The 21,321-nt window shown below is 55.8% G+C and carries 17 protein-coding genes; 4 read left to right on the top strand and 13 right to left on the bottom strand.

Annotated elements, in window-relative coordinates; translation table 11 throughout:
• The first annotated feature begins 72 nt into the window (after positions 1-72).
• Complete coding sequence (gene putA / locus PVT68_RS00975) at positions 73-3,234, top strand: bifunctional proline dehydrogenase/L-glutamate gamma-semialdehyde dehydrogenase PutA (protein ID WP_280320706.1); 3,162 nt, start codon at positions 73-75, stop codon at positions 3,232-3,234.
• A 136-nt stretch (positions 3,235-3,370) separates the two neighbouring features.
• Here the strand turns inward: putA and PVT68_RS00970 are convergent, their stop codons facing one another.
• From PVT68_RS00970 to PVT68_RS00935, 8 genes are all read right to left on the bottom strand, one after another.
• Positions 3,371-3,766, bottom strand: coding sequence for a glycine zipper family protein (locus tag PVT68_RS00970; RefSeq protein WP_280320705.1), 396 nt, complete (start codon positions 3,764-3,766; stop codon positions 3,371-3,373).
• A gap of 173 nt (positions 3,767-3,939) precedes the next feature.
• Entirely contained in the window at positions 3,940-4,674 is a 735-nt protein-coding gene (locus PVT68_RS00965) for a hypothetical protein (RefSeq protein WP_280320704.1), read from the bottom strand.
• Positions 4,674-5,273, bottom strand: coding sequence for a DUF2878 domain-containing protein (locus tag PVT68_RS00960; protein WP_280320703.1), 600 nt, complete (start codon positions 5,271-5,273; stop codon positions 4,674-4,676). The genes PVT68_RS00965 and PVT68_RS00960 overlap by 1 nt, the downstream gene beginning before the upstream one ends.
• Before the next feature lie 45 nt (positions 5,274-5,318).
• Positions 5,319-6,728: a cyclopropane-fatty-acyl-phospholipid synthase family protein gene (locus PVT68_RS00955; protein ID WP_280320702.1), complete on the bottom strand. Its 1,410-nt coding sequence runs from the start codon at positions 6,726-6,728 to the stop codon at positions 5,319-5,321.
• 17 nt (positions 6,729-6,745) lie between these two features.
• Positions 6,746-7,570 carry a DUF1365 domain-containing protein gene (locus PVT68_RS00950; protein WP_280320701.1) on the bottom strand — a complete coding sequence of 275 codons (825 nt, stop codon included), beginning with the start codon at positions 7,568-7,570 and terminating at the stop codon, positions 6,746-6,748.
• Positions 7,570-8,832, bottom strand: coding sequence for an NAD(P)/FAD-dependent oxidoreductase (locus tag PVT68_RS00945; protein ID WP_280320700.1), 1,263 nt, complete (start codon positions 8,830-8,832; stop codon positions 7,570-7,572). Before PVT68_RS00945 ends, PVT68_RS00950 begins: the two co-directional genes overlap by 1 nt.
• On the bottom strand, positions 8,832-9,647 hold the full coding sequence (locus PVT68_RS00940; RefSeq protein WP_280320699.1) for an SDR family NAD(P)-dependent oxidoreductase: 816 nt from the start codon (positions 9,645-9,647) through the stop codon (positions 8,832-8,834). Before PVT68_RS00940 ends, PVT68_RS00945 begins: the two co-directional genes overlap by 1 nt.
• Positions 9,631-10,113, bottom strand: coding sequence for a nuclear transport factor 2 family protein (locus PVT68_RS00935; protein ID WP_280320698.1), 483 nt, complete (start codon positions 10,111-10,113; stop codon positions 9,631-9,633). Before PVT68_RS00935 ends, PVT68_RS00940 begins: the two co-directional genes overlap by 17 nt.
• 240 nt (positions 10,114-10,353) lie before the next feature.
• Between PVT68_RS00935 and PVT68_RS00930 the strand changes: the two genes are divergently transcribed.
• Both PVT68_RS00930 and PVT68_RS00925 read left to right on the top strand, forming a co-directional pair.
• Complete coding sequence (locus PVT68_RS00930; RefSeq protein WP_280320697.1) at positions 10,354-10,935, top strand: sigma-70 family RNA polymerase sigma factor; 582 nt, start codon at positions 10,354-10,356, stop codon at positions 10,933-10,935.
• A gap of 6 nt (positions 10,936-10,941) precedes the next feature.
• The gene (locus tag PVT68_RS00925) at positions 10,942-11,646 is read left to right on the top strand and encodes a ChrR family anti-sigma-E factor (RefSeq protein WP_280320696.1); all 705 of its coding nucleotides are present in this window, start codon (positions 10,942-10,944) and stop codon (positions 11,644-11,646) included.
• A 114-nt stretch (positions 11,647-11,760) separates the two neighbouring features.
• Here PVT68_RS00925 and PVT68_RS00920 read toward each other — a convergent pair whose 3' ends face one another.
• On the bottom strand, positions 11,761-15,285 hold the full coding sequence (locus PVT68_RS00920) for an indolepyruvate ferredoxin oxidoreductase family protein (RefSeq protein WP_280320695.1): 3,525 nt from the start codon (positions 15,283-15,285) through the stop codon (positions 11,761-11,763).
• A gap of 408 nt (positions 15,286-15,693) precedes the next feature.
• On the opposite strand from PVT68_RS00920, the gene PVT68_RS00915 reads away from it, so the two are divergent.
• Positions 15,694-16,176, top strand: coding sequence for an Lrp/AsnC family transcriptional regulator (locus PVT68_RS00915; RefSeq protein ID WP_280320694.1), 483 nt, complete (start codon positions 15,694-15,696; stop codon positions 16,174-16,176).
• A gap of 1 nt (position 16,177) precedes the next feature.
• Here PVT68_RS00915 and PVT68_RS00910 read toward each other — a convergent pair whose 3' ends face one another.
• From PVT68_RS00910 to PVT68_RS00895, 4 genes are all read right to left on the bottom strand, one after another.
• Positions 16,178-16,384, bottom strand: a complete 207-nt coding sequence (locus PVT68_RS00910) for a DUF2905 domain-containing protein (RefSeq protein ID WP_280320693.1) — start codon at positions 16,382-16,384, stop codon at positions 16,178-16,180.
• 155 nt (positions 16,385-16,539) lie between these two features.
• Positions 16,540-18,750, bottom strand: coding sequence for a M3 family metallopeptidase (locus PVT68_RS00905; RefSeq protein WP_280320692.1), 2,211 nt, complete (start codon positions 18,748-18,750; stop codon positions 16,540-16,542).
• Between the two features lie 379 nt (positions 18,751-19,129).
• Positions 19,130-19,810, bottom strand: coding sequence for a glutathione S-transferase family protein (locus PVT68_RS00900; RefSeq protein ID WP_280320691.1), 681 nt, complete (start codon positions 19,808-19,810; stop codon positions 19,130-19,132).
• 18 nt (positions 19,811-19,828) lie between these two features.
• A complete protein-coding gene (locus PVT68_RS00895; RefSeq protein ID WP_280320690.1) occupies positions 19,829-21,202 on the bottom strand; it encodes a class II 3-deoxy-7-phosphoheptulonate synthase in 1,374 nt (457 codons plus the stop codon).
• Between the last annotated feature and the right edge of the window lie 119 nt (positions 21,203-21,321).

The following is a 21,321-nucleotide window of genomic DNA, read 5'->3' as shown; positions in this document are numbered from 1 at the left end:
GCGATTAATTCTGGGAGAATTCCCACATAATCCGGATTTTTATACTGCCCCTATTTAAGTCTGGGAGACATCATGACTACACAGTTCGCCGGAGATCTGCACAACGCCCGCCAAAAGGCTCGTGAATATCTGCATGCCGACGAAAACCAGTGCGTCAGCGAGCTGCTGGCCGCACCCCGCCCCGGAGAGGCACTGCGGGAGAAGATCCTCGCCACCGCCAGCCAGCTGGTGGTCAAGTCCCGCGAACATCGCAGCAAGCGCGGCACCCTGGATGCATTCCTGCAGCAATTCGGCCTGTCTAATAAAGAAGGCGTTGCCCTGATGTGTCTGGCGGAATCCCTGCTGCGGGTGCCGGATGCCGATACCGCAGACAAGTTGATTGCGGAAAAGGTGCACTCCGGTAACTGGTCCAGCCACCGCGGCCAGTCCGACTCCCTGTTCGTGAATGCGTCTACCTGGGGCCTGATGCTTACCGGCAACATCGTCGAGCTGGATCCGGATATTACCGAAAAGCCATCCACCTGGATGAAACGACTGGTCAGCCGCCTGGGTGAGCCCATGGTGCGCACATCCATGATGCAGGCAATGAAAATCATGGGCGGCCAGTACGTACTCGGCCGCAACATCAAGGAAGCCCTGAAGCGCGGCCCGGCGGAGAACAAGCCCGGCACTCGCTTTTCCTTCGACATGCTGGGAGAAGGCGCCCGCACCATGGCGGACGCCCAGCGCTACTTCGACGCTTACATGATGGCGATTGAGGCGATCGGCGCCGACAATCTGAAAAAAAGCAGTGACCAGCGCAATGTCGAGGAGGCCAACGGCATTTCCATCAAGCTCTCGGCCCTGCACCCCCGCTACAGTGAGCTACAGCGCGAGCGCGTTATGGGCGAGCTGCTGCCCAAGGTAAAAGAACTGTGCCTGGCCGCCGCCAAATACGACATGGGCCTCAACATCGATGCGGAAGAAGCCGACCGACTGGATATCTCGCTGGATATCTTTGAAGCCCTCGCCCGCGATCCGGCGCTGAACAACTGGCAGGGGCTGGGCTTTGTACTTCAGGCCTACCAGAAACGCGCCCCCCATGTGGCAGACTGGCTGATCGCCCTCGGCCGCGATACGGGCCGCAAGCTGATGGTGCGCCTGGTTAAAGGTGCCTACTGGGATTCCGAAATCAAACACGCCCAGCAGATGGGCCTTAGCGATTACCCGGTTTACACCCGCAAGTGCCACACGGACCTGTCCTATCAGGTGTGCGCGAGAAAACTGCTCGATGCTCGCGATGCCATTTACCCGCAATTTGCCACCCACAATGCCTACACCGTGGGCCTGATTCTGGAGCTTGCCGGCAACAGCAACGACTATGAATTCCAGCGCCTGCACGGCATGGGCCACCTGCTCTATGACCAGATCGAAGCGGTACATGGCAAGCGCGTACCCGTGCGCGTATACGCACCGGTGGGAGCCCACAAAGACCTGCTGCCCTATCTGGTCCGCCGTCTGCTGGAAAACGGCGCCAACAGCTCCTTCGTCAACCGCTTTATGGATGAGAAAACACCGGTCAGTGCTCTGGTGCAGGATATCCTCAAGCAAAGTGAAGCCTGCAACCCCTACCGCCACCCGGAGATTCCGGTACCAGCGGACATTTACATCGGCCATGAATCTCTGCCGCGGAAAAACTCCCACGGCTTTGAGTTGACCGACCCGCTCGCCGCAGCCCCCCTGCAACAAGTCGTAAGCGCGTCTGCAGGAAATACCTGGAGCGGCGCACCTATCGTAAACGGTGTTGCTGGCACTGCAGATTTGCCAGTACTGAATCCGGCGACCGGCGAGGTTGTCGGACACACCACCGATACCAGCCCCGAAATGATCGACAACGCATTTGCGGTTGCCGCCGAGCACCAGCGCGCCTGGAACCGCCTCGGTGGTAATGCCCGCGCGAACATTCTGGACAAAGTGGCAGACCTCTACGAACAGCACATGAACGAGCTGGTGGCGATAATCTGTCGCGAAGCGGGCCGCACCCTGAACGACGGTATTTCGGAAGTGCGTGAGGCAGTAGACTTCTGTCGCTACTACGCCAACGGTGCCCGCAAGCATTTCAGTGAAGCCACTGTGCTGCCGGGCCCCACCGGCGAGAGCAATGAGCTCAGCCTTTGCGGCCGCGGTGTATTCGTATGTATCAGTCCGTGGAACTTCCCGCTGGCCATTTTTACCGGCCAGGTTGTCGCGGCACTGGCAGCGGGCAATGCCGTGCTCGCCAAGCCCGCCGAGCAGACCCCCTGTATTGCGCACCGCGCCGTCCAATTGATGCACGAAGCGGGCATTCCGCAACAGGTACTGCACCTGGTAACCGGTACCGGAGCCGCCATTGGCAAGCCACTGCTGGACAACCCCCGCGTAGCCGGGGTGGCCTTTACCGGTTCCACCGAAACCGCCAAGCACATCAATATGCAGCTGGCAGCCAAAGATGGCCCCATTGTGCCGTTGATTGCGGAAACCGGTGGTCAGAACGTAATGATCGTCGACTCCACCGCACTGCCGGAACAGGTCGTGGACGACGTCATCAACTCCGCATTCCTGAGTGCTGGACAGCGCTGTTCTGCACTGCGAATTCTGTGTGTGCAAGACGTCATTGCAGACAACCTGATCGCAATGCTGAAAGGCGCCTGTGAGGAGCTGGTCCTCGGCGACCCGTCTCAGCTGGAAACGGATATTGGCCCGGTGATCGACGAAAAAGCCCTGGGCTTGCTGGAAAACCACCGCGAGCGCATGAGCATGGAAGCGAAGACCCTGTTTGCGTTTGACGAAAGCAAGCGCCCGCAAAACGGCACTTTCTTCGGTCCGCAGGTGGTGGAAATCAGCGATTTCAATTTGCTGAAGCGGGAAGTCTTCGGCCCCTTCCTGCACGTAGTGCGCTTCAAGGCAGAAGAACTGGAAGATGTGATTCGCCGTATCAACGCCACCGGCTACGGCCTCACCTTCGGCTTGCATTCCCGCATCGAGGGTCGTGCCAACGCCATCTTCAAGCGTATTGATGCGGGCAACTGCTATGTGAACCGCGATATGGTCGGCGCAGTTGTGGGGGTCAACCCCTTCGGTGGCATGGGATTGTCAGGCACCGGACCCAAGGCCGGCGGCCCACACTACCTGTTCCGCTTCGCCAACGAGAAAACCAAAACGGTCAATATCGTGGCTACTGGTGGTAACACCCAGCTGTTTACTCTGGGCCAGTAACGGTTCCGAAACCGCCTGCCAGAAGCTGAAAAGCGCAAGCCCACATGGCAACATGTGGGCTTTTTTTATCGACAAAAAAGGCCGGAGCGAAGTCCGGCCAAGCCAAGTCCTGTGAGTTGCCGAATAGCACTTGGAGTTAATTCAACACGCGGTATCCACGCCCGCGCAGACAATTGCGCGTGATATAGCGTTCTTCCGTATGGGCACTGCCTACCCCGCTGACGCCGCCAAGCAGGGCCCCGGCTCCGGCACCGGCAGCCGCGGCACTACTGGTATCGCCGATAATAGCGCCCAGCGCTCCGCCCAACAGTGCACCACCGGCAGCCCGCACAACCCCACGCCGCCCCGCGTCATAGCGCGCGGCCGTCGCCAGTCCGCGACAATCGGCGAGATCCAGCTGGTATTGCCGCATATTCACGCCGTAGGTATCAATCACAATACCGCCGGCTCCCGGCACTTGTTCAGGTTGATAAGCGCATCCCAGCACCGTTGCTGCGCTCAGGCCCACAGCGGCCAATAACTTGTATTTCATTGGCGCTCCTCACCACATATGTCGCCTGTTTCCCTTGTAGGTTTAGACGACATTGCGGCCCGGTGCCAGTTATCAGCAAAATTTTACCAAGCGTTGCAGGGAAGGACGAATCAGAGCTTCTCGATAGACGCCCATGTGAAGCGATGCACAGGAAACACGGGTGCAAGCCACTCTCAGGGATAGAAATAGCGGATAGACAACTTTTGACTGGCACCCTGCTCATCAAGCAGATTCACCACTCCGCCAAAATAACGCAACCGACGATCTTCAGGGGAATACGCCAGAAAGAGATCGCCGGCCAGCCAGCGCAACCAGGGCCTGGCAAGATCAACTTCCAGGCATAGCCATTGATCGTTTACTCTGCTCCCGCACCCAACTCTACGGGCCCGCAAGAGAACCACCTGCCCATGCACCGGCGAAGCAAAGTGGAATTCGATAGCCTTCCCCGACACCAGCTGCTCCCAACGCTGGCGCACAAACGGGTCGAAACCTGCATCAATAACATCCACATCCACCGCTGCGGTCATCCGCTCTTGCCAGCGACTCCGTTTATTTTTCCGGTAGCGCATGTGCCAATATTCGCCTGCACGGGTAATTTCACGCACCTCGTGGTGGCGAAAATCCTCTTGCTTAACTGCCGGACGCACAATATCCAGTGCGGAATCCGCATTACTGTTGGTGGGAAGCGACAGGCGCTTTACTGCAACCTTATGACCATCGGGGTCGTAGTACAGTACACGCGCACTACCCTCTTCGCCGCGCAGGAAATATTCGCAGTAACGCACATCTTCGACGTCACCGGCTCCAGAATCAAAGCTCTGCGCACGCCCCACCACCAGGGCCCCGCTAACCTCCTCCGGAGCGGGACAACCCGCAACGGATATGGCCGCCGCCAAGATCCACTCCATCACGCCGTGTACCTGAAACTGTGGAGTCTGGCCAGCCACATGGTGCCGTACAGAAACAAAGCCCAGAGTACGGAAAGCAGCAACAGGGTCTGCCCAACCGGCTCCGCCAGAGCGACCAGACCACCAACAGCCGCACCGAAGAAATAACTGAGAGGACCACCCACTGCACCGAACAGTGCCGCGACGAGGAGGTTGCGGCGGAGGAACACGAACGCGAATCGTAAGGCAAGGGCAAAATTAACCCACAAACAGACCAACCAGAGTGGAAGAAAATGAAATTCTGCACTTTTTAACGTCGGCCTGAACAAACCCAGCTTGAACAGAACGGCATCCATAGTGATTCCCACCAATGCGACCATCCCCACCCAAACGCAGCAACGCCCTATTAGCCCGGGAGAAAAATTATCCCCTTTTCCTACGCCACGCCTATCACCGACACGGCAAAACAACAACAGGATGAAGGCAATATTAAGTGCGGTTAATCCGATGAGCGAGACGGCTCCCGGATTTAACACACATACGAACCAGACAAACTCAAAAACCAATCCCGCAATCAGCTGGTGATGCAGGGGCGGCACAAAGGTATCGGTGTTGTCCACTTATGCTCCCGCCGCCGCTTACCAAGGGTTACCTGCAGCCACTGATCAGCAATGACGGGGCAATTGTCGGCAACGGGGTTTCACGAAGGTAAACTGCGCGGTACTGATGGCGCGCTCCAGAAACCCTCCCTCGCAATAGCAGAAATAAAACTCCCACATATTGATAAATCTCTGATCGAAACCCTGACTGCGTATTGCCTCAACGTTCTCAAAAAAGGCATCGCGCCAGGCGGCAAGCGTTTTTGCGTAATCAAAGGTAATATCATCCAGACCGACAATCTGCATATCCGTATCTTCGGCAATATGCTTGGCAATAATTTGATTGGAAGGCAAGCAACCGCCCGGGAAAATATAACGCTGGATAAAATCGACACTGCTTTTGTAACTGTCGAAGCGCTGATCCTGAATCGTAATGGCCTGCATTACCATAATGCCATCCGGTTTCAACAAGCTACTGCAGCGGGAAAAAAACTCGCGGTAGTTTTCATGTCCCACAGCCTCAATCATTTCGATAGAAACCAGCTTGTCGAATCGGCCCTCGAGCTTATTACTATCCAGCTCGCGATAATCCTGCAGCAGTACGATAACGCGATCTTGTAATCCCTCGCGTTTCACCCATGCCCGGGCGTAGTCAAACTGTTCCCTGGAGAGCGTGATACTGGTCACTCTACAGCCATAGTGCCTGGCTGCATAAATCGCCATTCCTCCCCAGCCAGTGCCAATTTCGAGCAAGTGATCACTGGACTGCAATCTCAACTTGCGGCAGATGCGCGCCAGTTTGAACTGGGATGCATCAGCGAGGCTTGCTTCCCCATCGGGAAATACGGCAGACGAATAGAGCATGCTCGGATCGAGAAACAGACGAAAAAAGTCGTTACCAAGATCATAGTGAGCCGCGATATTTTTACGTGAGCCCTTGAGCGAATTCGCATTCAGGCGATGCAACCCTTTCAGCAGCAATCTTGAAACCGAACTCCAGCGAGAGTCCAGCTGCTCCAGCACCGACATATTGGCGACAAACACGCGAATCACCTGAACCAGATCTGGTGAATGCCAGGCACCATCCATATAGGCTTCACCAGAACCGATGGAGCCATTCAACAACACCTGCACGTATGTGGAAATGTCCCGCACATGGATATGCGCCTCAATTTCCGAAGTGCCCGGCGGCTCTCCAAACTGATGTGAGGGATTTTTCAGGCGGACGTCGTCGGCCTGCCCCGGCATGGAATGCTCATACACATACAGGGTGCCGATTGAAATTTCAGCAAGGCGAGCCAGCACCAATTTACGCGCCAGTCGGTCAAACCAGGCTGCTCTTTTGCCCTCCGTATTGCCACCCTCTTTGCCTCCAGCGGCAGCCTGAGACGGTTGCGCAATGTCAGACGGCAGGTTTACGGAAACTCCTGAGGCCGTTTGCGAAGTGGTCATTGCGGCTTGAACTACAGACTTCATATCCTGCTGACTCCATCTTATGAATGCTTGTTGCTAGGGTGGCTAGAAGAAACAGCCGTTGTTTTTTCCGGGTGACTGAACAGCGGTACTCGCTTCAGCACCAGTCGCAGCGCCTGCCAGTATATGGCGACAATGACTTTTACGGTAAACAGTGGGAACTGGATCAGCTTTTTACGCAGTACCGCCGGAGATATTTCCTCCCGCGCAAGGCTCATGCAGGCATCAAAAACGCATTCACCCGCTTCTTGCGAGCGAATACTGACCGTAAGGCGATCACCTGGAGTAGTACTCCTCCACTGGTAAACCTGATCCAGAGGCATAAAAGGCGAAACGTGCAGTGTTTTCTGGAAACAAGTACGGTGTACCCTGCTCGGCTTTCTTTCTGAGGAGATTGCCTGATCGCTATCGCCGTTCATATTTACCAGGGACAACACGTATCCGTGGCGCTCATTCCAGGGTGTGTTATGTACATCAAGCAGCAGCGCTTCGACCCCACCGCCGGACTGATCAAAGCAGTAATAGATACTGATAGGATTCATGTTGTACCCGAAGTAGCGCCAATTGGCGAGTAAGGCAATTGGTCCCTTCGGACGACGACCGCTCTCCGCTTCAACTCTGTCACGCACCGCCTTGTCCAACGGCACTTCCGGATCGCCATAAAAATCAGCGCGGCGGAACTGCGCTGGTGCGCGACCGCGATCAGACCAGAACGCCGACTGTGCAAGGATTTCCGGGAGTTCATCCAGAAACGCGTACACCATAAAACCGCGGTACCGAAAGCTGTGAGCCCGTGGTTTAAAACGTCTGTGCTGAATCCAGCCAGTATAGATACCACTGCGCACTAAAATTCCACTCCCAGGCCACGTGCGACCCGTATCGCGCTCACCACACCGTCCTCGTGAAAACCATTTGCCCAGTAAGCGCCACAAAACCAGGTGCGCCGGACACCGTTAATTTCTCGCCAGCGGCTCTGTGCCTTATTTCCCTCGGCGGAGAACTGGGGATGGTCGTATTCAAAACGTTGCAGAATCTTTTGGGGATCAATCGCAGAGTCGGCATTAAGCGTCACACAGTAAGTATGTTTGCTATTGAGACGCTGCAGAATGTTCATGTTGTAGGTAAGTACCGGCAACTGATCCTGTGCACCTTGCAAGCGGTAATTCCAGCTGGCCCAGGCGGTTTTACGGGAAGGTAGAAGGCTGGTATCTGTATGCAGCACCACTGAATTTTTTTCATAGGGTATCTGCGCAAGGATATCTGACTCCTCCACACTGGGGTCCTGCAGCATCGACAGTGCCTGATCCGAATGACAGGCCAGCACCACCTCATCAAAGGACTCGCTTCGCTCGCCCCCTTCGGCATCGCGAAAGGTCAACTGCACACCCGCTTCAGTGCGACGGATTCGGGTCACCGGACAAGAAAGGCGAATGCGATCACGAAATCCTTCCGTCAGTGGGTCGATATACGTTCGGGAACCGCCTTTTATCACCCGCCACTGCGGGCGGTTGAACAGATTCAGCAAACCGTGGTTGTAAAAGAAGCGGATAAAAAAATGTACCGAGAAATCAAGCATCCGCGCCATGCTCGCTGACCAGATGGCGGATCCCATGGGAACCAGATATCGGTAGGCGAATTCGCTGGAATAGTTGTTACTGGTCAGATAATTCCCGAGCGTCATTTCTTCATCCAGCGCACCCTGCTTCCAGTCTGCAACGGCGTCGCGATTGAAGCGCACAATATCCCGAAGCATACGCCAGTGACCGCCATCAATCAGATTGCGACGCTGGGCAAACAATGAATTGACGCTATTACCGGCATACTCGAAGTTGTCTTCCGGGGCGGCCACACTGAAGCCCATATCCGTGGGCTGGGACTCTACGCCGAGTTGCTGTATCAACTTGATGAAGTTCGGATAGGTCCAGTCATTGAACACGATAAAACCGGTATCTACCGCCAGCTTCCGTCCGTCTTCGTCTACATCCACAGTAGCGGTGTGCCCTCCTAGACGGTCTCCTGCCTCGAACAGAGTGACCTGGTATTTCCGCTCAAGCAGAAACGCGGCGGTAAGTCCGGCAATCCCGCTTCCGACAATGGCAATACGCATCAGGTATTCCTCAACTTTCTAATTCTTGTGATGCGCGGTGCGCAGAGTTTGTACCAAACCGGCCGAAAAAATCCGAGCAGCCGCAAAGGCCAGCTCAGGCGACGCGGAAAATCGATAATCGAACGCTTCCCTTCAAGACCACGCAGAATTCGCTGCGCGGCCTGTTGCGGGCTCATCAGGAATGGCATGGAAAAATCATTGCTTTCGGTCAGGGGCGTATCAATGAACCCGGGGCGAATCAGCACCGTGCGCAGGCGCACACGGGATGTATCTGCACGCACGGCATCGAGAAAATAACTGAGTGCCGCCTTGGAAGCCCCATAGGCTTCGGCACGGGGAAATCCGACAACCGAGGAGAGGCTACCCACGGCGGCAAACACCGGTGTGCGACTGTTCGCCAGCAACGGCAAGGCGTAGTGGAGCGTATTGACCACACCAAAAAAATTCGCATTAAAAACCCGGCGGTACAGTTCAATATCGAGCTTCAGGTCGTCTTCGTACTCGCAGATTCCAGCACAGGCAATGACCAGATCCAGCTGATCGGTAATCTCCGCAAGCGCCCGACCGGCATCCGACATGGCCCCGTCATCTCCCACATCGCAGGGCAGAACCCGGATCAACTTTGGCGTCGGCTGCTGGATAGTCAACAGCGCGTCGCGATTGCGACCACTGATGATTACAAAATGCCCTTCCTCGACCAGTTGTCTTACCAGTGCCTCGCCAATACCGGAACTTGCCCCGGTCACCCAGACGATTTTTTTACCCGCAAGTCTGGCTGAGTCGGCGCTGGACAACACCTCAGTTTGACGGTTCATCTATGCGCTTCTCGCTTGCTTGTGCTGTGACGCTTCCCTTTGCCAGGCTGGCTTTGACCAAGTTCACTACGCGACCCAACACTGGAATCTGTTCATAGACCATGGCCCCCAGATCGTATACGTCCTCGTGCATCACTACCCTGTTCAACTGCGGGTCTATCAGCAGCAAAGACGCACCGCGCAATTTAAGAGGACTACCGCCTCCCAGGCGCGGGTGCCGGTAGTACATGGTCCACCATAGGCTTACCCGACCACCATCGATCAAGGATTGATCAAACTCAAAACGACATTCCTGCAGATTTTCTGCCATCCCGGCAAAGTAGCCCTGTAACGAGGCTAGCCCACAGAGCTCATGTACCGGGTCACGAAAAACAGTGTTTTCCGCGTAAATCTCCGCGATCTGCCGGGAATCTGCGGCGAGAAAGTCCGAATAGAGCTCCCTAATCCGCGTCACCAACGCGTCCATACCCGACCTCCTAATGACAAAATCATTGTTCTTGATCTCTCCTTACGCTGAATGGGAGATATCGGATTACTGCGCCAAGGGGGGCACTTCAGCCGTTTAGCACCGGCAACGGGCCAACGAGTGATCCAAAGCGGGAACACTCGCGTAAACAGTGCAACAAATGGTGACTTCCAATGATTTCAGCAAGCGAAACGTAATAACATGGCGGCAACGGAAGCGAGAAAAGGTGGTCTGAAGACAATGCAGTCTTCCCCGCAAACACGAGACGACGAATGGAGCGCCCTCCTGGTCAAGGTGGGCAATAGCCGTGATCGACTGGCATTTGAGCGTTTGTTCTCACACTTCGCACCTCTGATCAAAGGCTTCCAGTTCAGTCGGGGTGGCCAAAGTTCGGCACCCGAGGCCGCGGACGAACTCGTACAGGAAGTCATGTTTCGGGTATGGCGCAAGGCTCCGAGCTTCGATCCACAGAAATCATCTGCGAGCACCTGGATATTCACCATTATGCGCAATTGCCGTATCGATGCGCTGCGCCGCAACAGCCGTCTGCCAGATACCGATGACACCCTCGAAGTAGAGGATATCTGGGATGACAGCCAGGACAATCAGCCATTGATCTTTCTGCAGCAGTCGCGCAGCCAGAATTCCGTGGCGGCAGGACTCAAGAGCCTGCCCCCGGAGCAAAGTCACGTTATTGAAAAAGCATATCTGGAGGGAAAATCTCACAGTGAGATCTCCGTGGAGCTGGGCCTGCCCCTGGGGACCGTCAAATCCCGCGTGCGCCTGGCATTGAAAAAATTACAGAGCACTCTTGTCAGGTAGGTAACCATGATTCATCACCACCCCGACAACAATATGCTGCTGGAGTATGCCAGCGGCAGCCTGAACTGGGCACACAGCCTCGTGGTGTCCGCACACCTGCAGCTATGCACCAAGTGCGCCGCACAGTACCGCATGATGAACAGCATCGGTGGTACCTTACTGGACAGCGCCGTACCAGCCACCAACGAAGACGGGGAAAGTGCGAACGCCTTTGCGCGCCTGATGGACAGAATTGAGTCTGGCGATCAGGCACCGGAGAAACAGGCGGAAAAGGTTGTGGCGCGTGTCCACAAACCGTTCGCGATGAAAGATCCGGTATTTTCCGACCTTCCCCCTGTGGTCTCAAAGTTGATGCGCACCAATTCAACCCTGAAATGGCGCCGCCTGTCGAAGGGACTGAAAGAAGCGCGCCTGAAAACCGGTCAACGTCACCACGAAGTGTCATTCCACCGCATTGCACCCGGCAACAAAGTCGCCGAACACGATCATCGCGGCAAGGAAATTACCATGGTGCTATACGGGAGCTTCTCCGATGCCGATGGTGTTTATACCCGGGGCGACTTTCTGGTGCGGGAACCCGGTGAAATCCACCGTCCCACCGCCACTCAGGACCAGGAGTGTCTGTGCCTGTCCGTGGTTGAAGCACCGGTAGCGCTGACAGGGGTCTTCGGCAAGCTGATCAACCCGTTCCTGTCGATCAAGCCTCAGTAGCCGACACTTTTGTTCCGAAAGAGCAGATAGCAACAAGCCCGGAATTCCCGGGTTTGTTGCTATCCATATGAACCAATTTTCAAATCGGACTTCCGGGCTCCCGGATTTAAGCGATCACCGCACCGCGGCGATCACCCCGGCTGGGACACAGGGACTGCCACCGTCGGTAAAGCGGCTTTTCAACAGATCCCAACGCGGCCGGATGACTGACATCTTCTCTGCACGCACATGCCCGTACCCACGAACCTCCTGAGGTAATGCCAACAGTTCGGCCGCGACATCCGCATTTCCAGAGGCCAGCGATGCAGCCACCGCACGCACAGTGTTATGCACTTCCCGTGCCCAGCGCCGTTCATCACGACGCTCGCTGGTGTAGCCGAACACATCAAAAATGGTCCCGCGCAGCGCCTTACCCTTCGCCAGTACCGGCAACACCCTGGCGAGCCAGGGACCGAACGTAATCTTACGAATCTTGCCACTGGCATTTCCGCGCGCGATCAACGGCGGTGCCATCAGGAAACGGATTTTGTAATCACCACTGAAAGTATCCTGCAGCTGTCGTCGGAAGGAATCACCACTGTAGAGACGCGCTACTTCATATTCATCCTTGTAGGCCATGGCTTTGAACAGACTCCGGGCGGCGATGCGAGTGAGATCGCTATTGCTGCCCGGAAGCCGGCGTTCTGCCTGCTGTAATTCGGCAATAGCAGAGGTAAATTTCCCCGCGTAGCCTGTGCCCTGATATGCGATGAGTTCTGCCCGCAATCTCGCAATCAACTGATCTGTCGTCTCCAGTGGTTGTGCGAAATCAAACGCTCCGGCCGGGACAATCAGCTCGTCAATCGCCTGCGGATTTTCCACCAGCAGGCGTCCGGCCCGGAACGCGCGCAGGTTGTTTTCCACCGCCACACCATTTAACTCAACGGCTCGCTCAATCGCACGCTGAGACACAGGCAACAGTCCCTGCTGGCACGCATAGCCCAGTAGCATCAGATTCGCCGCAACCGTATCGCCGAACAACGCCTCTGCATAACGATTGGCATCGAAGGCAAAGTAGCTCGCGGCCACAGACTCAATACTTCCCTCAGTGGCCTGTGCTGGGAACGCGAGATCGTTATCGCGCACAAATGCGGCAACAGGTACTGCGGCGGTGTTGAGCACTGCCCGCATTTTTCCGCGGGCAAACTTGTTACGCTGGCCTGCGGCAGTGACCATGTCGCAGCCTAACAGCAGATCCGTGGAGCCATCGCGAATACGCGCGGTGTTTATATCCTCCGGCCGGTTACCCACTTTTACATGTGCCACCACAGCACCATTCTTTTGCGAGAGACCGGTGAAATACAGCGTAGTACTGCCCTTTTCCTCCAGGTGCGCAGCCATCCCCAGTAGCGCGGCCACTGTGAGTACGCCACTGCCACCGATACCTGCCACAAGAATATTCAATGGCTGCTCCAGTTGCGGCCTGGGCGCCGCTGAAAGATTGGCCGTGGCGAGATCAATTGCATCAGCGAGAGTGTTCAGGTCCGATTTTTTAAGCGCCCCACCCTCGATGCGCACAAAGCTCGGGCAGAAGCCGTCGGCACAGCGCATGTCTTTATTGCAGCTGGATTGATTCACCTGGCGCTTGCGGCCGAATTCTGTCTCCAGTGGTTCCACCGCGATACAACTGGATTGCACGCTGCAATCCCCGCAGCCTTCACACACCCGATGATTGATCAGCACGCGCTGTGCGGGATCGACCATCTGTCCTTTTTTGCGTCGACGGCGCTTTTCTGCCGCGCACACCTGCTCGTAAATAATGGCGGTGACGCCGACCACCTCGCGCAGGTTGCGCTGTACCAGATCCAGTTCATGGCGATGGAAAATCTGCAGCCCGTCCGGGAGAGCCTGGCGATGATCACGCCAGTGGTCGGGGTTTTCGCTGACCAGGCAGACCTGCCCGACCCCTTCCGCGAACAGCTGGCTGGACAGGCTCGGCACGGTGACTTCGCCATCGGCGGGCTGGCCACCGGTCATGGCGACAGCATCATTCAGGAGAATCTTGTAGGTAATATTGACGTTGCTCGCAACCGCCTGGCGAATGGCCAACAGACCCGAGTGGTTGTAGGTTCCATCTCCCATATTCTGGAAGATGTGTTTGTCGGAAGAAAAGCGGTGCAAGCCGACCCAGTGCGCGCCTTCCCCCCCCATGTGAGAATAGGTATCGGTGCGCAATCCTTTCCCCAACGCCATGATGTGGCAGCCAATACCGGCACTGCCGGTGCTGCCTTCGGGTAATTTGGTTGAGGTATTGTGCGGACATCCGGCACAGAAAATGGGCTCCCGGGACAAGAGACCACTGACCTTGACGGGAACATCGGCACCCAGGCTCTCGGCCAGCGGCACCAGTTTCGCAGCCAACTCGGTGTCCGCCAGCCAGCGGGTAATAGCCTTCGCTACCTGATCCGGTCCAAGGCCCCAGATAGCTGGCAACAGTTCCGCCCCCTGCAGATCTTTTTTGCCCACGACTTTAGGTCGACGACTATCTGCCCAGCCGTAGAACAGATTTTTTATCTGGTCTTCCACCAGCGGGCGCTTCTCTTCCACCACCAGTATTCGCTCCATACCACCGGCGAATTCGCTCATACCGCGGGGTTCCAGCGGCCAGCTCATGGCAACCTTGTAGATGGAAATACCAGCGGCAAGCAGATCCGGTTCACTCAGGTTCAGGAGTTTCAGTGCTTCCAGCAGGTCGCCATGGGCCTTGCCGACGGTAACGATTCCGAAGCGTTTTTTCGGCGCCGCGACAATGGTCCTGTCAAGCCGGTTGGCATACGCAAATGCGCGGGCGGCGGGCAGTCGCTCTTCAAGCATACGCCGTTCGTATTCCATCCGCTCGGCAGGCCAGTTCAGGTGCGGGTCATAATTGAGGCCATGGGCAGGAACCGCAAAGGCCGCCGGCGCCACAAACTGCGGCAGCTCTGGAACGAGTATTGACGCGCCGGCCTCCACCGTTTCGGTAATGGTTTTGAAGCCAACCCACAAACCGGAAAAGCGCGACAACGCAATACCCGCAAGGCCCAGCGTGAGATACTCATCGATGGTGGCAGGAAACAACAGTGGCATCATCACCGACTCGAAAATCTGGTCGGTATTGTGGGAAAACATCGAGGATTCCGCCGTGTGATCATCACCGCACAGTGCCAGTACACCGCCGAGCTTCGAGGTCCCCTGAATATTGGCCTGTCTAAATACATCGGCGCTACGATCAACACCATGGCCTTTCCCATACCAGATGGAGAAGACACCGTCGCGGGTGGCCTGGCGACGGTAGTGATCCAGCAGCTGGGTACCCCAGATATTCGTGGCGCCCAGGTCTTCATTAATACCTGGCTCGAAGTGAATATCCTGCTCGGCCAGTATTTTTTTGTGACGCCAGAGAGCCTGGTCGTAGCCTCCGAGCGGCGATCCCCGATAGCCGGAGATAAACCCCGCGGTATTCAAACCGGCCCGCTCATCAAGCCGCTTCTGCATCAGGGGCAAGCGCACCAGCGCATCAATACCGGTCAGAAAAATACGGCCGGATTCCCGGGTAAACGCAGCCTTGAGGGAGTAAGCCCGATCAAAGCCCAGCTCCTGATCTGATTCCACCATCGCCATGGTTAGGTGACCTTCTCGTTATTGCAGGATCCGACAATTCCGGCGCCGCAGATTGCGTCATCCGGGCCAGCAGAATCCGGTGAGGTTTTGTTGTTCTCGGTAAACTATCACCAGACAAACCGGCAGGTCATACCAAATTCGCTATAAAAGCGGCGGCCAACGGAAAGAAATCACCACTCTTGGAATGATTTCTGCAATAATTAGGCAGTCAGCCCGAGGAATCGAGAATCCTTATCAAATGACTTGTTGTGCTGATATCGCGGGCGAAATTTTCTGCCACAGCGCGGCTAAGCCTACTAGGCAAACTGGCCAATTCAGATATTCTGGCCAGCAACCCAGCGCTGTTTATCGCCTGCAAAAATGAACCAACCACTCTCTGAACAACGCATCAGGAATTCAGGTACCGCCATGGCCTATTTGCTGGACGCCATCGACAAGCACATACTGGAAATACTTCAGCAGGACGCGACCATCCCCAATATCGAGCTGGCGGAAAAAGTGTGTCTGTCCCCCTCCCCCTGCTCCCGCCGGGTCAAGAACCTGCACGAACAGGGGTTTATAAAACGCGCAGTAACGCTACTGGAACCCGATATGGTCGGCCTGCCGGTCAGCGTGTTTATCCAGGTCACCCTGAACCATCAGGTAAAGAAAGAACTACAGAATTTTGAGTCCACCATCGGCCAATGGCCCGAAGTGATGGAATGCTACCTGATGACCGGCGATTTCGATTACCTGTTGCGTGTGGTGGTGCCGAACCTGCACGCCTACCAAGAATTCCTGGACAAGAAACTCACCGAGTTGCCGGGTATCGACCATATAAAGAGCAGCTTCTCACTCAAGCAGGTGCGCTACCGCACCGAGCTGCCACTGGACCAGCTGCTGGAAAAATAATTCAGCGACGGAACAGGCTCAGAACCACGCTCAGTACGACACTGAGAATGATCATGGACGTGATGGGAAAATAGACGCGACTGCGCTCGGATTCGATACGGATATCCCCCGGCAGTCGCCCAAACCAGCTGAACAAGTTTGGAAAGAAATGCAGTAAGACGCCCACAATAACCAGGGCACAACCAGCCACAATCAGCCACTTCGGCACAGCATCGCCTCCCGATATCCTTTGTTGCAAGTCTAGAAGAGCCGCCGGGCCGCGGTATCTGCGGACACTAAAAAGCGAAGAAATATATCCACAAAAAACCGCAACGTTTTAGCGCTGCGGTTTTTTCGTTGTCAGAGCATCAAGTGCTGGTGAGGTTATTCACCGGCACCAGCAGCAGTCTGGCCCGGCAACGGGAAACCGCGATCGCGCATCAACGGCTCGATTCCGGCATCGCGCCCCCGGAATAATCGGTAAGCCTCTGCAGGATCCATCCCGTTGCGCGGTGCAAACAGGTATTTCACCAGTTTCGCAGCCACTTCCTTGTCGTAGAAGCCACCCTCTGCCTCGGCGAATGCCTCGGACGCGTCGGACGTCAGCACATCCGCCCACATGTAACCGTAATAGCCTGCCGAATATCCCTCGCCAGAGAATACGTGGGAGAAATGCGGCGTACGGTGGCGCATCACCAGCTGCGAAGGCATACCCAGACTGCTCAGAGTTTCACGCTCGAACTTGTCCGGATCAATACCGGCGGGATCGATCGTGTGCAACTTCATGTCCACCAGCGCTGATGCCAGGTACTCCGTGGTAGCGAATCCCTGATTGAAGTTAGCCGCCTTCTTGATTTTGGCGACAAGCTCCGCGGGAATCGCCTCACCGGTTTTGTAATGTACCAGGTAATTATCGATGACTGGATCTGTACTCAACCAACGCTCCAGTAACTGGGACTGAAACTCAGTGTAATCGCGCACACCACTGTTCAGGGTCGGGTAGCTCACCTTGGAAGACAGGAAATGCAGCGCGTGGCCGAATTCGTGGAAGAAGGTTTCGGCATCGTCCCAGCTCACCAGTACCGGCTCGCCCGGAGCACCCTTAATGAAGTTGGAGTTGTTTGACGCCAATACGGTCTGCTTGCCATCAAAAGAGCTGTGATCACGGTACATGGTCGCCCAGGCACCGGAGCGTTTGCCTGCGCGCGCAAACGGATCCAGATACCAGAGACCAATATGCTCACCAGTAGTTTTGTCTTTGACTTCCCAGACCTTCACATCTTCATGGAATACGGGGATTACGCCCTCATCCACTGCGCTGAAACTGAAGTTGAACAGCTCCCCGGCGACATAGAACATCCCCTCACGCAGTTTGTCCAACTGCAAGTACTGCTTTACCTCATCGGAATTCAGGTCATATTTCGCCTTGCGCACCTTTTCCGCGTAAAAGCGATAATCCCACGGCTCAATGGTGATACCAGCATTTTCCGCATCCGCCACCGCCTGCATATCCGCGACCTCTTCGTGCACACGGGCAACCGCTGCCGGCCACACTGCTTCCATCAGCTCGATGGCACTCTCCGGTGTTTTCGCCATGCGGTTCTGCAGGCGCCACTCCGCATAGTTGTCGAAGCCCAGCAGGCCCACACGTTCATCACGCAACTGCAGGATTTCAGCGATGATGGCATTGTTGTCGTGTTCACCACCGTTGTCGCCACGACTGTAATAATTGGTCCAGACCTGCTCGCGCAATTTGCGATCCGTGGAGTAAGTCAGGAACGGATCCATGGAAGAACGGGTATTGCTAATCGCGTATTTGCCCTTCTGGCCTTTTTCTTCTGCCAGGGCGGCGGCTGCCTTGACGAAGGATTCCGGCAATCCACTTAGTTGATCCTCAGCAAGGAACAGATCGTAGCCTTCCTCGTCTGCCAGAACATTGTTGCCAAATTGAGTATGCAATTCGGCCAGGCGCTTGTTGATCGCTGCATAGCGCGCCTGCGCTTCTCCCGTCAGCGTCGCACCGTTCGTCGCGAACTGATCGTATATCAGCTCCACCACGCGAATTTGTTCGGCGCTCAAGTTGGCATCGTCACGGGAGTCATAGACCGCCTTCACTCGCTGGAAAAGTTTGTCGTTCTGAATGATTTTAGAGCTGAAGTCCGCGAGCTTCGGCGCCATCTCCCCTTGCACGTCGCGGAATTCCGGCGACGACATATTGGATCTCCAGATACCCCAATAAGTGAAGACCTGGTCCAGAAGCTTCCCGCTGCGCTCCATTTCCGCAATGGTGTTGGCAAATGTCGGTGCCTCTGAATTACCGGCAATCCTGTCAATCTGTGCAAGCCGCTGGGCCATGCCGTATTCCAGTGCAGACATAACGTCTTCCACCTTCATTTTATCGAAAGCCGGAACGCCGCCGTAGGGACCCGTCCACTCCGCCAATAACGGGTTAGTTTTCGCAACATCCGCAGCGGCCGCGGAAGCTGTCGCCTGCTCAACGGGGTTGGCAATATGCTCCTGTCCGGATTCTTTCGTACACCCAGCTAAACCTGCCAGGGCAGCGGCGATGGAGATAGCGATCAGCGTTTGGCGCATTGACTCGGTCCTCTTGTCTGCATTTTTTTTGTTAAATTTCTGCTTGCCGGAGTGTAACCGGAGGGTATATAGATCGCTACGCCCCACCCAACACCACAAATTTTTCACCGAGATCCAGAAACGAGGCAGAAGATCCCCCCAGCATTGAATAACAATTCGGAGGAAAGCACGGGCTGGATATACATCAATCATTTGATAACGGCTTATTAAGTGTATAGTTTTATCCAGGTAACTGAACGGCAACCAGGATTCTGGCCGCCAGTTGTCCAGAATCCGGGAGAATTTGCACAGAAACTTAAAAAATGAACGGTAGAAAATAAACTAAAGAAACGGGAGGGGCGGGAAAGAATGAAGAACGGAAATTCGACGTAGCGGCCGATCAGCCCCGACGATCCTCGACGATGGTCCCTACCGTATGCAACTCAGCTTCATGGCCAACTTCCCGCCAAGGTTCACGGAGCGCCTCGCCAATCCAGGCCTGCATCGCGGGCAATGCCAGAATGCGCTGGCAGTAAGCCATCGCCTCAGCACCCAGGGATAATTGATATCCCTGCAGGCGAATGACCACTGGCGCAAAGAAGGCATCCACGGCGGTAAATGCCGCCCCCGCCAGATAAGGACCGCCAAACCGATGCAAACCCTGCTGCCAGAGCTCATCCACCCGGTCCAGATCTCGCTGCAACGCAGCATCCACCTGATGAAGGGATACTGTCACCCCGCAATTCATACTGCATTGATTGCGCAGAGCGAAAAATCCCGCGTGCATTTCCGCTGCGGCGCAGCGAGCCCATGCCCTCGCCTGTCGCTCCTGCGGCCACACCTGGGGCAAGGATTCGTAAAGATATTCTGCAATGGCAAGTGAATCCCACACGGTGGTCTCGCCATCGACCAGACACGGCACCAGGCCAGTGGGAGAAAATGTGCGGAATTTATTCCAGCTACCGCCATCATCAAACGGCACCAACCGCTCCTCAAAGGGGATATCCAGCGCCTTCGCTAACAGCCACGGGCGCAACGACCACGACGAATAGTTTTTGTTACCGATATACAGCTGATACATCCCGCCCCCCTCAAAAATTTATACAGTGGTGCCACGACCATCGCGCAACAATTCAGAGATGCAAAATGCCAGCTCCAATACCTGATCCGCGTTCAGACGAGGGTCACATTGGGTGCGATAGCAGCTGGCGAGATCCGCATCGGATATTTTCCACGCCCCGCCGGTGCACTCGGTGACGTGCTGCCCAGTCATCTCCAGGTGAATACCACCGGGATGGGTACCTTCTGCACGGTGGACCGCGAAGAAATCGCGAATTTCTCGCAGTACCTTGTCGAAATTCCGTGTTTTGTAACCGCTGGATGACTTTTCCGTATTGCCATGCATCGGGTCGGTACTCCAGACGACCGAGCGCCCCTCCCTTTCCACCGCGCGCACCAACGCTGGCAACTTTTCACCCAGGGTTTCCGCGCCCATGCGCGCAATCAGCGTAAGCCGCCCGGGTTCGTTGTGCGGGTTCAGCCGATCAATCAGGCGAATCAGTTCATCGGTCTGCATACCGGGACCAACCTTCACCCCGATAGGATTCCAGACGCCAGCCAGAAATTCCACATGAGCCGCATCCAGCTGGCGTGTACGCTCCCCGATCCACAGCATATGTGCGGAGCAGTCATACCACTTGCCTGTGAGGCTGTCTGTACGGGTAAGTGCCTGCTCGTAATTCAGCAGCAAGGCTTCATGGGAGGTATACAGCGTGGTCTCACGAATAGCTGGGGTATTGTCGGAGTTCACCCCGCACACTGCCATAAATTCCAGCGCATCCTGCAACCGTTCAGCCAACTGCAAATAGCGATCACGCAATGGATTGTTTTCCAGGAAACTCAGATTCCAGGCATGGACCTGATGCAGATCTGCCAGACCACCCTGAGCGAAGGCGCGCAGCAGGTTGAGTGTGGCCGCAGACTGGTTGTATGCGGTCAACATACGCTGCGGATCCGGCACCCGGGCCTCAGCGGTGAAATCAATTCCATTGATGATATCGCCCCGGTAACTGGGCAGTTCCACCCCGGCTACCGTCTCCATATCTGCGGAGCGCGGCTTGGCATACTGCCCGGCCATGCGCGCCACCTTCACCACTGGCAGGTTGCCGGCAAAGGTGAGCACCACCGCCATCTGCAGCAGCACCTTGAATGTGTCGCGAATACGGTTTGCATTAAAGTCCGCAAAAGATTCCGCACAATCGCCCCCCTGCAGTAAAAACGCCTTGCCCTCGGCCACTTGCGCCAACTGTCGGCGCAACTCTCTGGCCTCTTCAGCAAATACCAGTGGCGGATAACCGGCAAGTTGTTCTTCAACGGCCTCTACATCGGCAACCGAGCGATACTTCGGCTGCTGATGGGCCGGCACTTTACGCCAGCTGGATGGATCCCAGGGTTTGACTAATGACTCGGACACGGGCTTCTACCTCAACTTCCTTATTCGGCTCAACATCAAATTTACTGAGCGGGCGCACCACAGGCAGATGCACCGGGAGGAAAATTTTGTAAGCGGCAGCGCGCTGCCGCACTTATCAG

The organism is Microbulbifer bruguierae (assembly GCF_029869925.1).
Classification (GTDB): Bacteria; Pseudomonadota; Gammaproteobacteria; order Pseudomonadales; family Cellvibrionaceae; genus Microbulbifer; species Microbulbifer bruguierae.
Note: the sequence above shows the minus strand (reverse complement) of the source record. Positions and strands in the feature narration are given on the sequence as shown.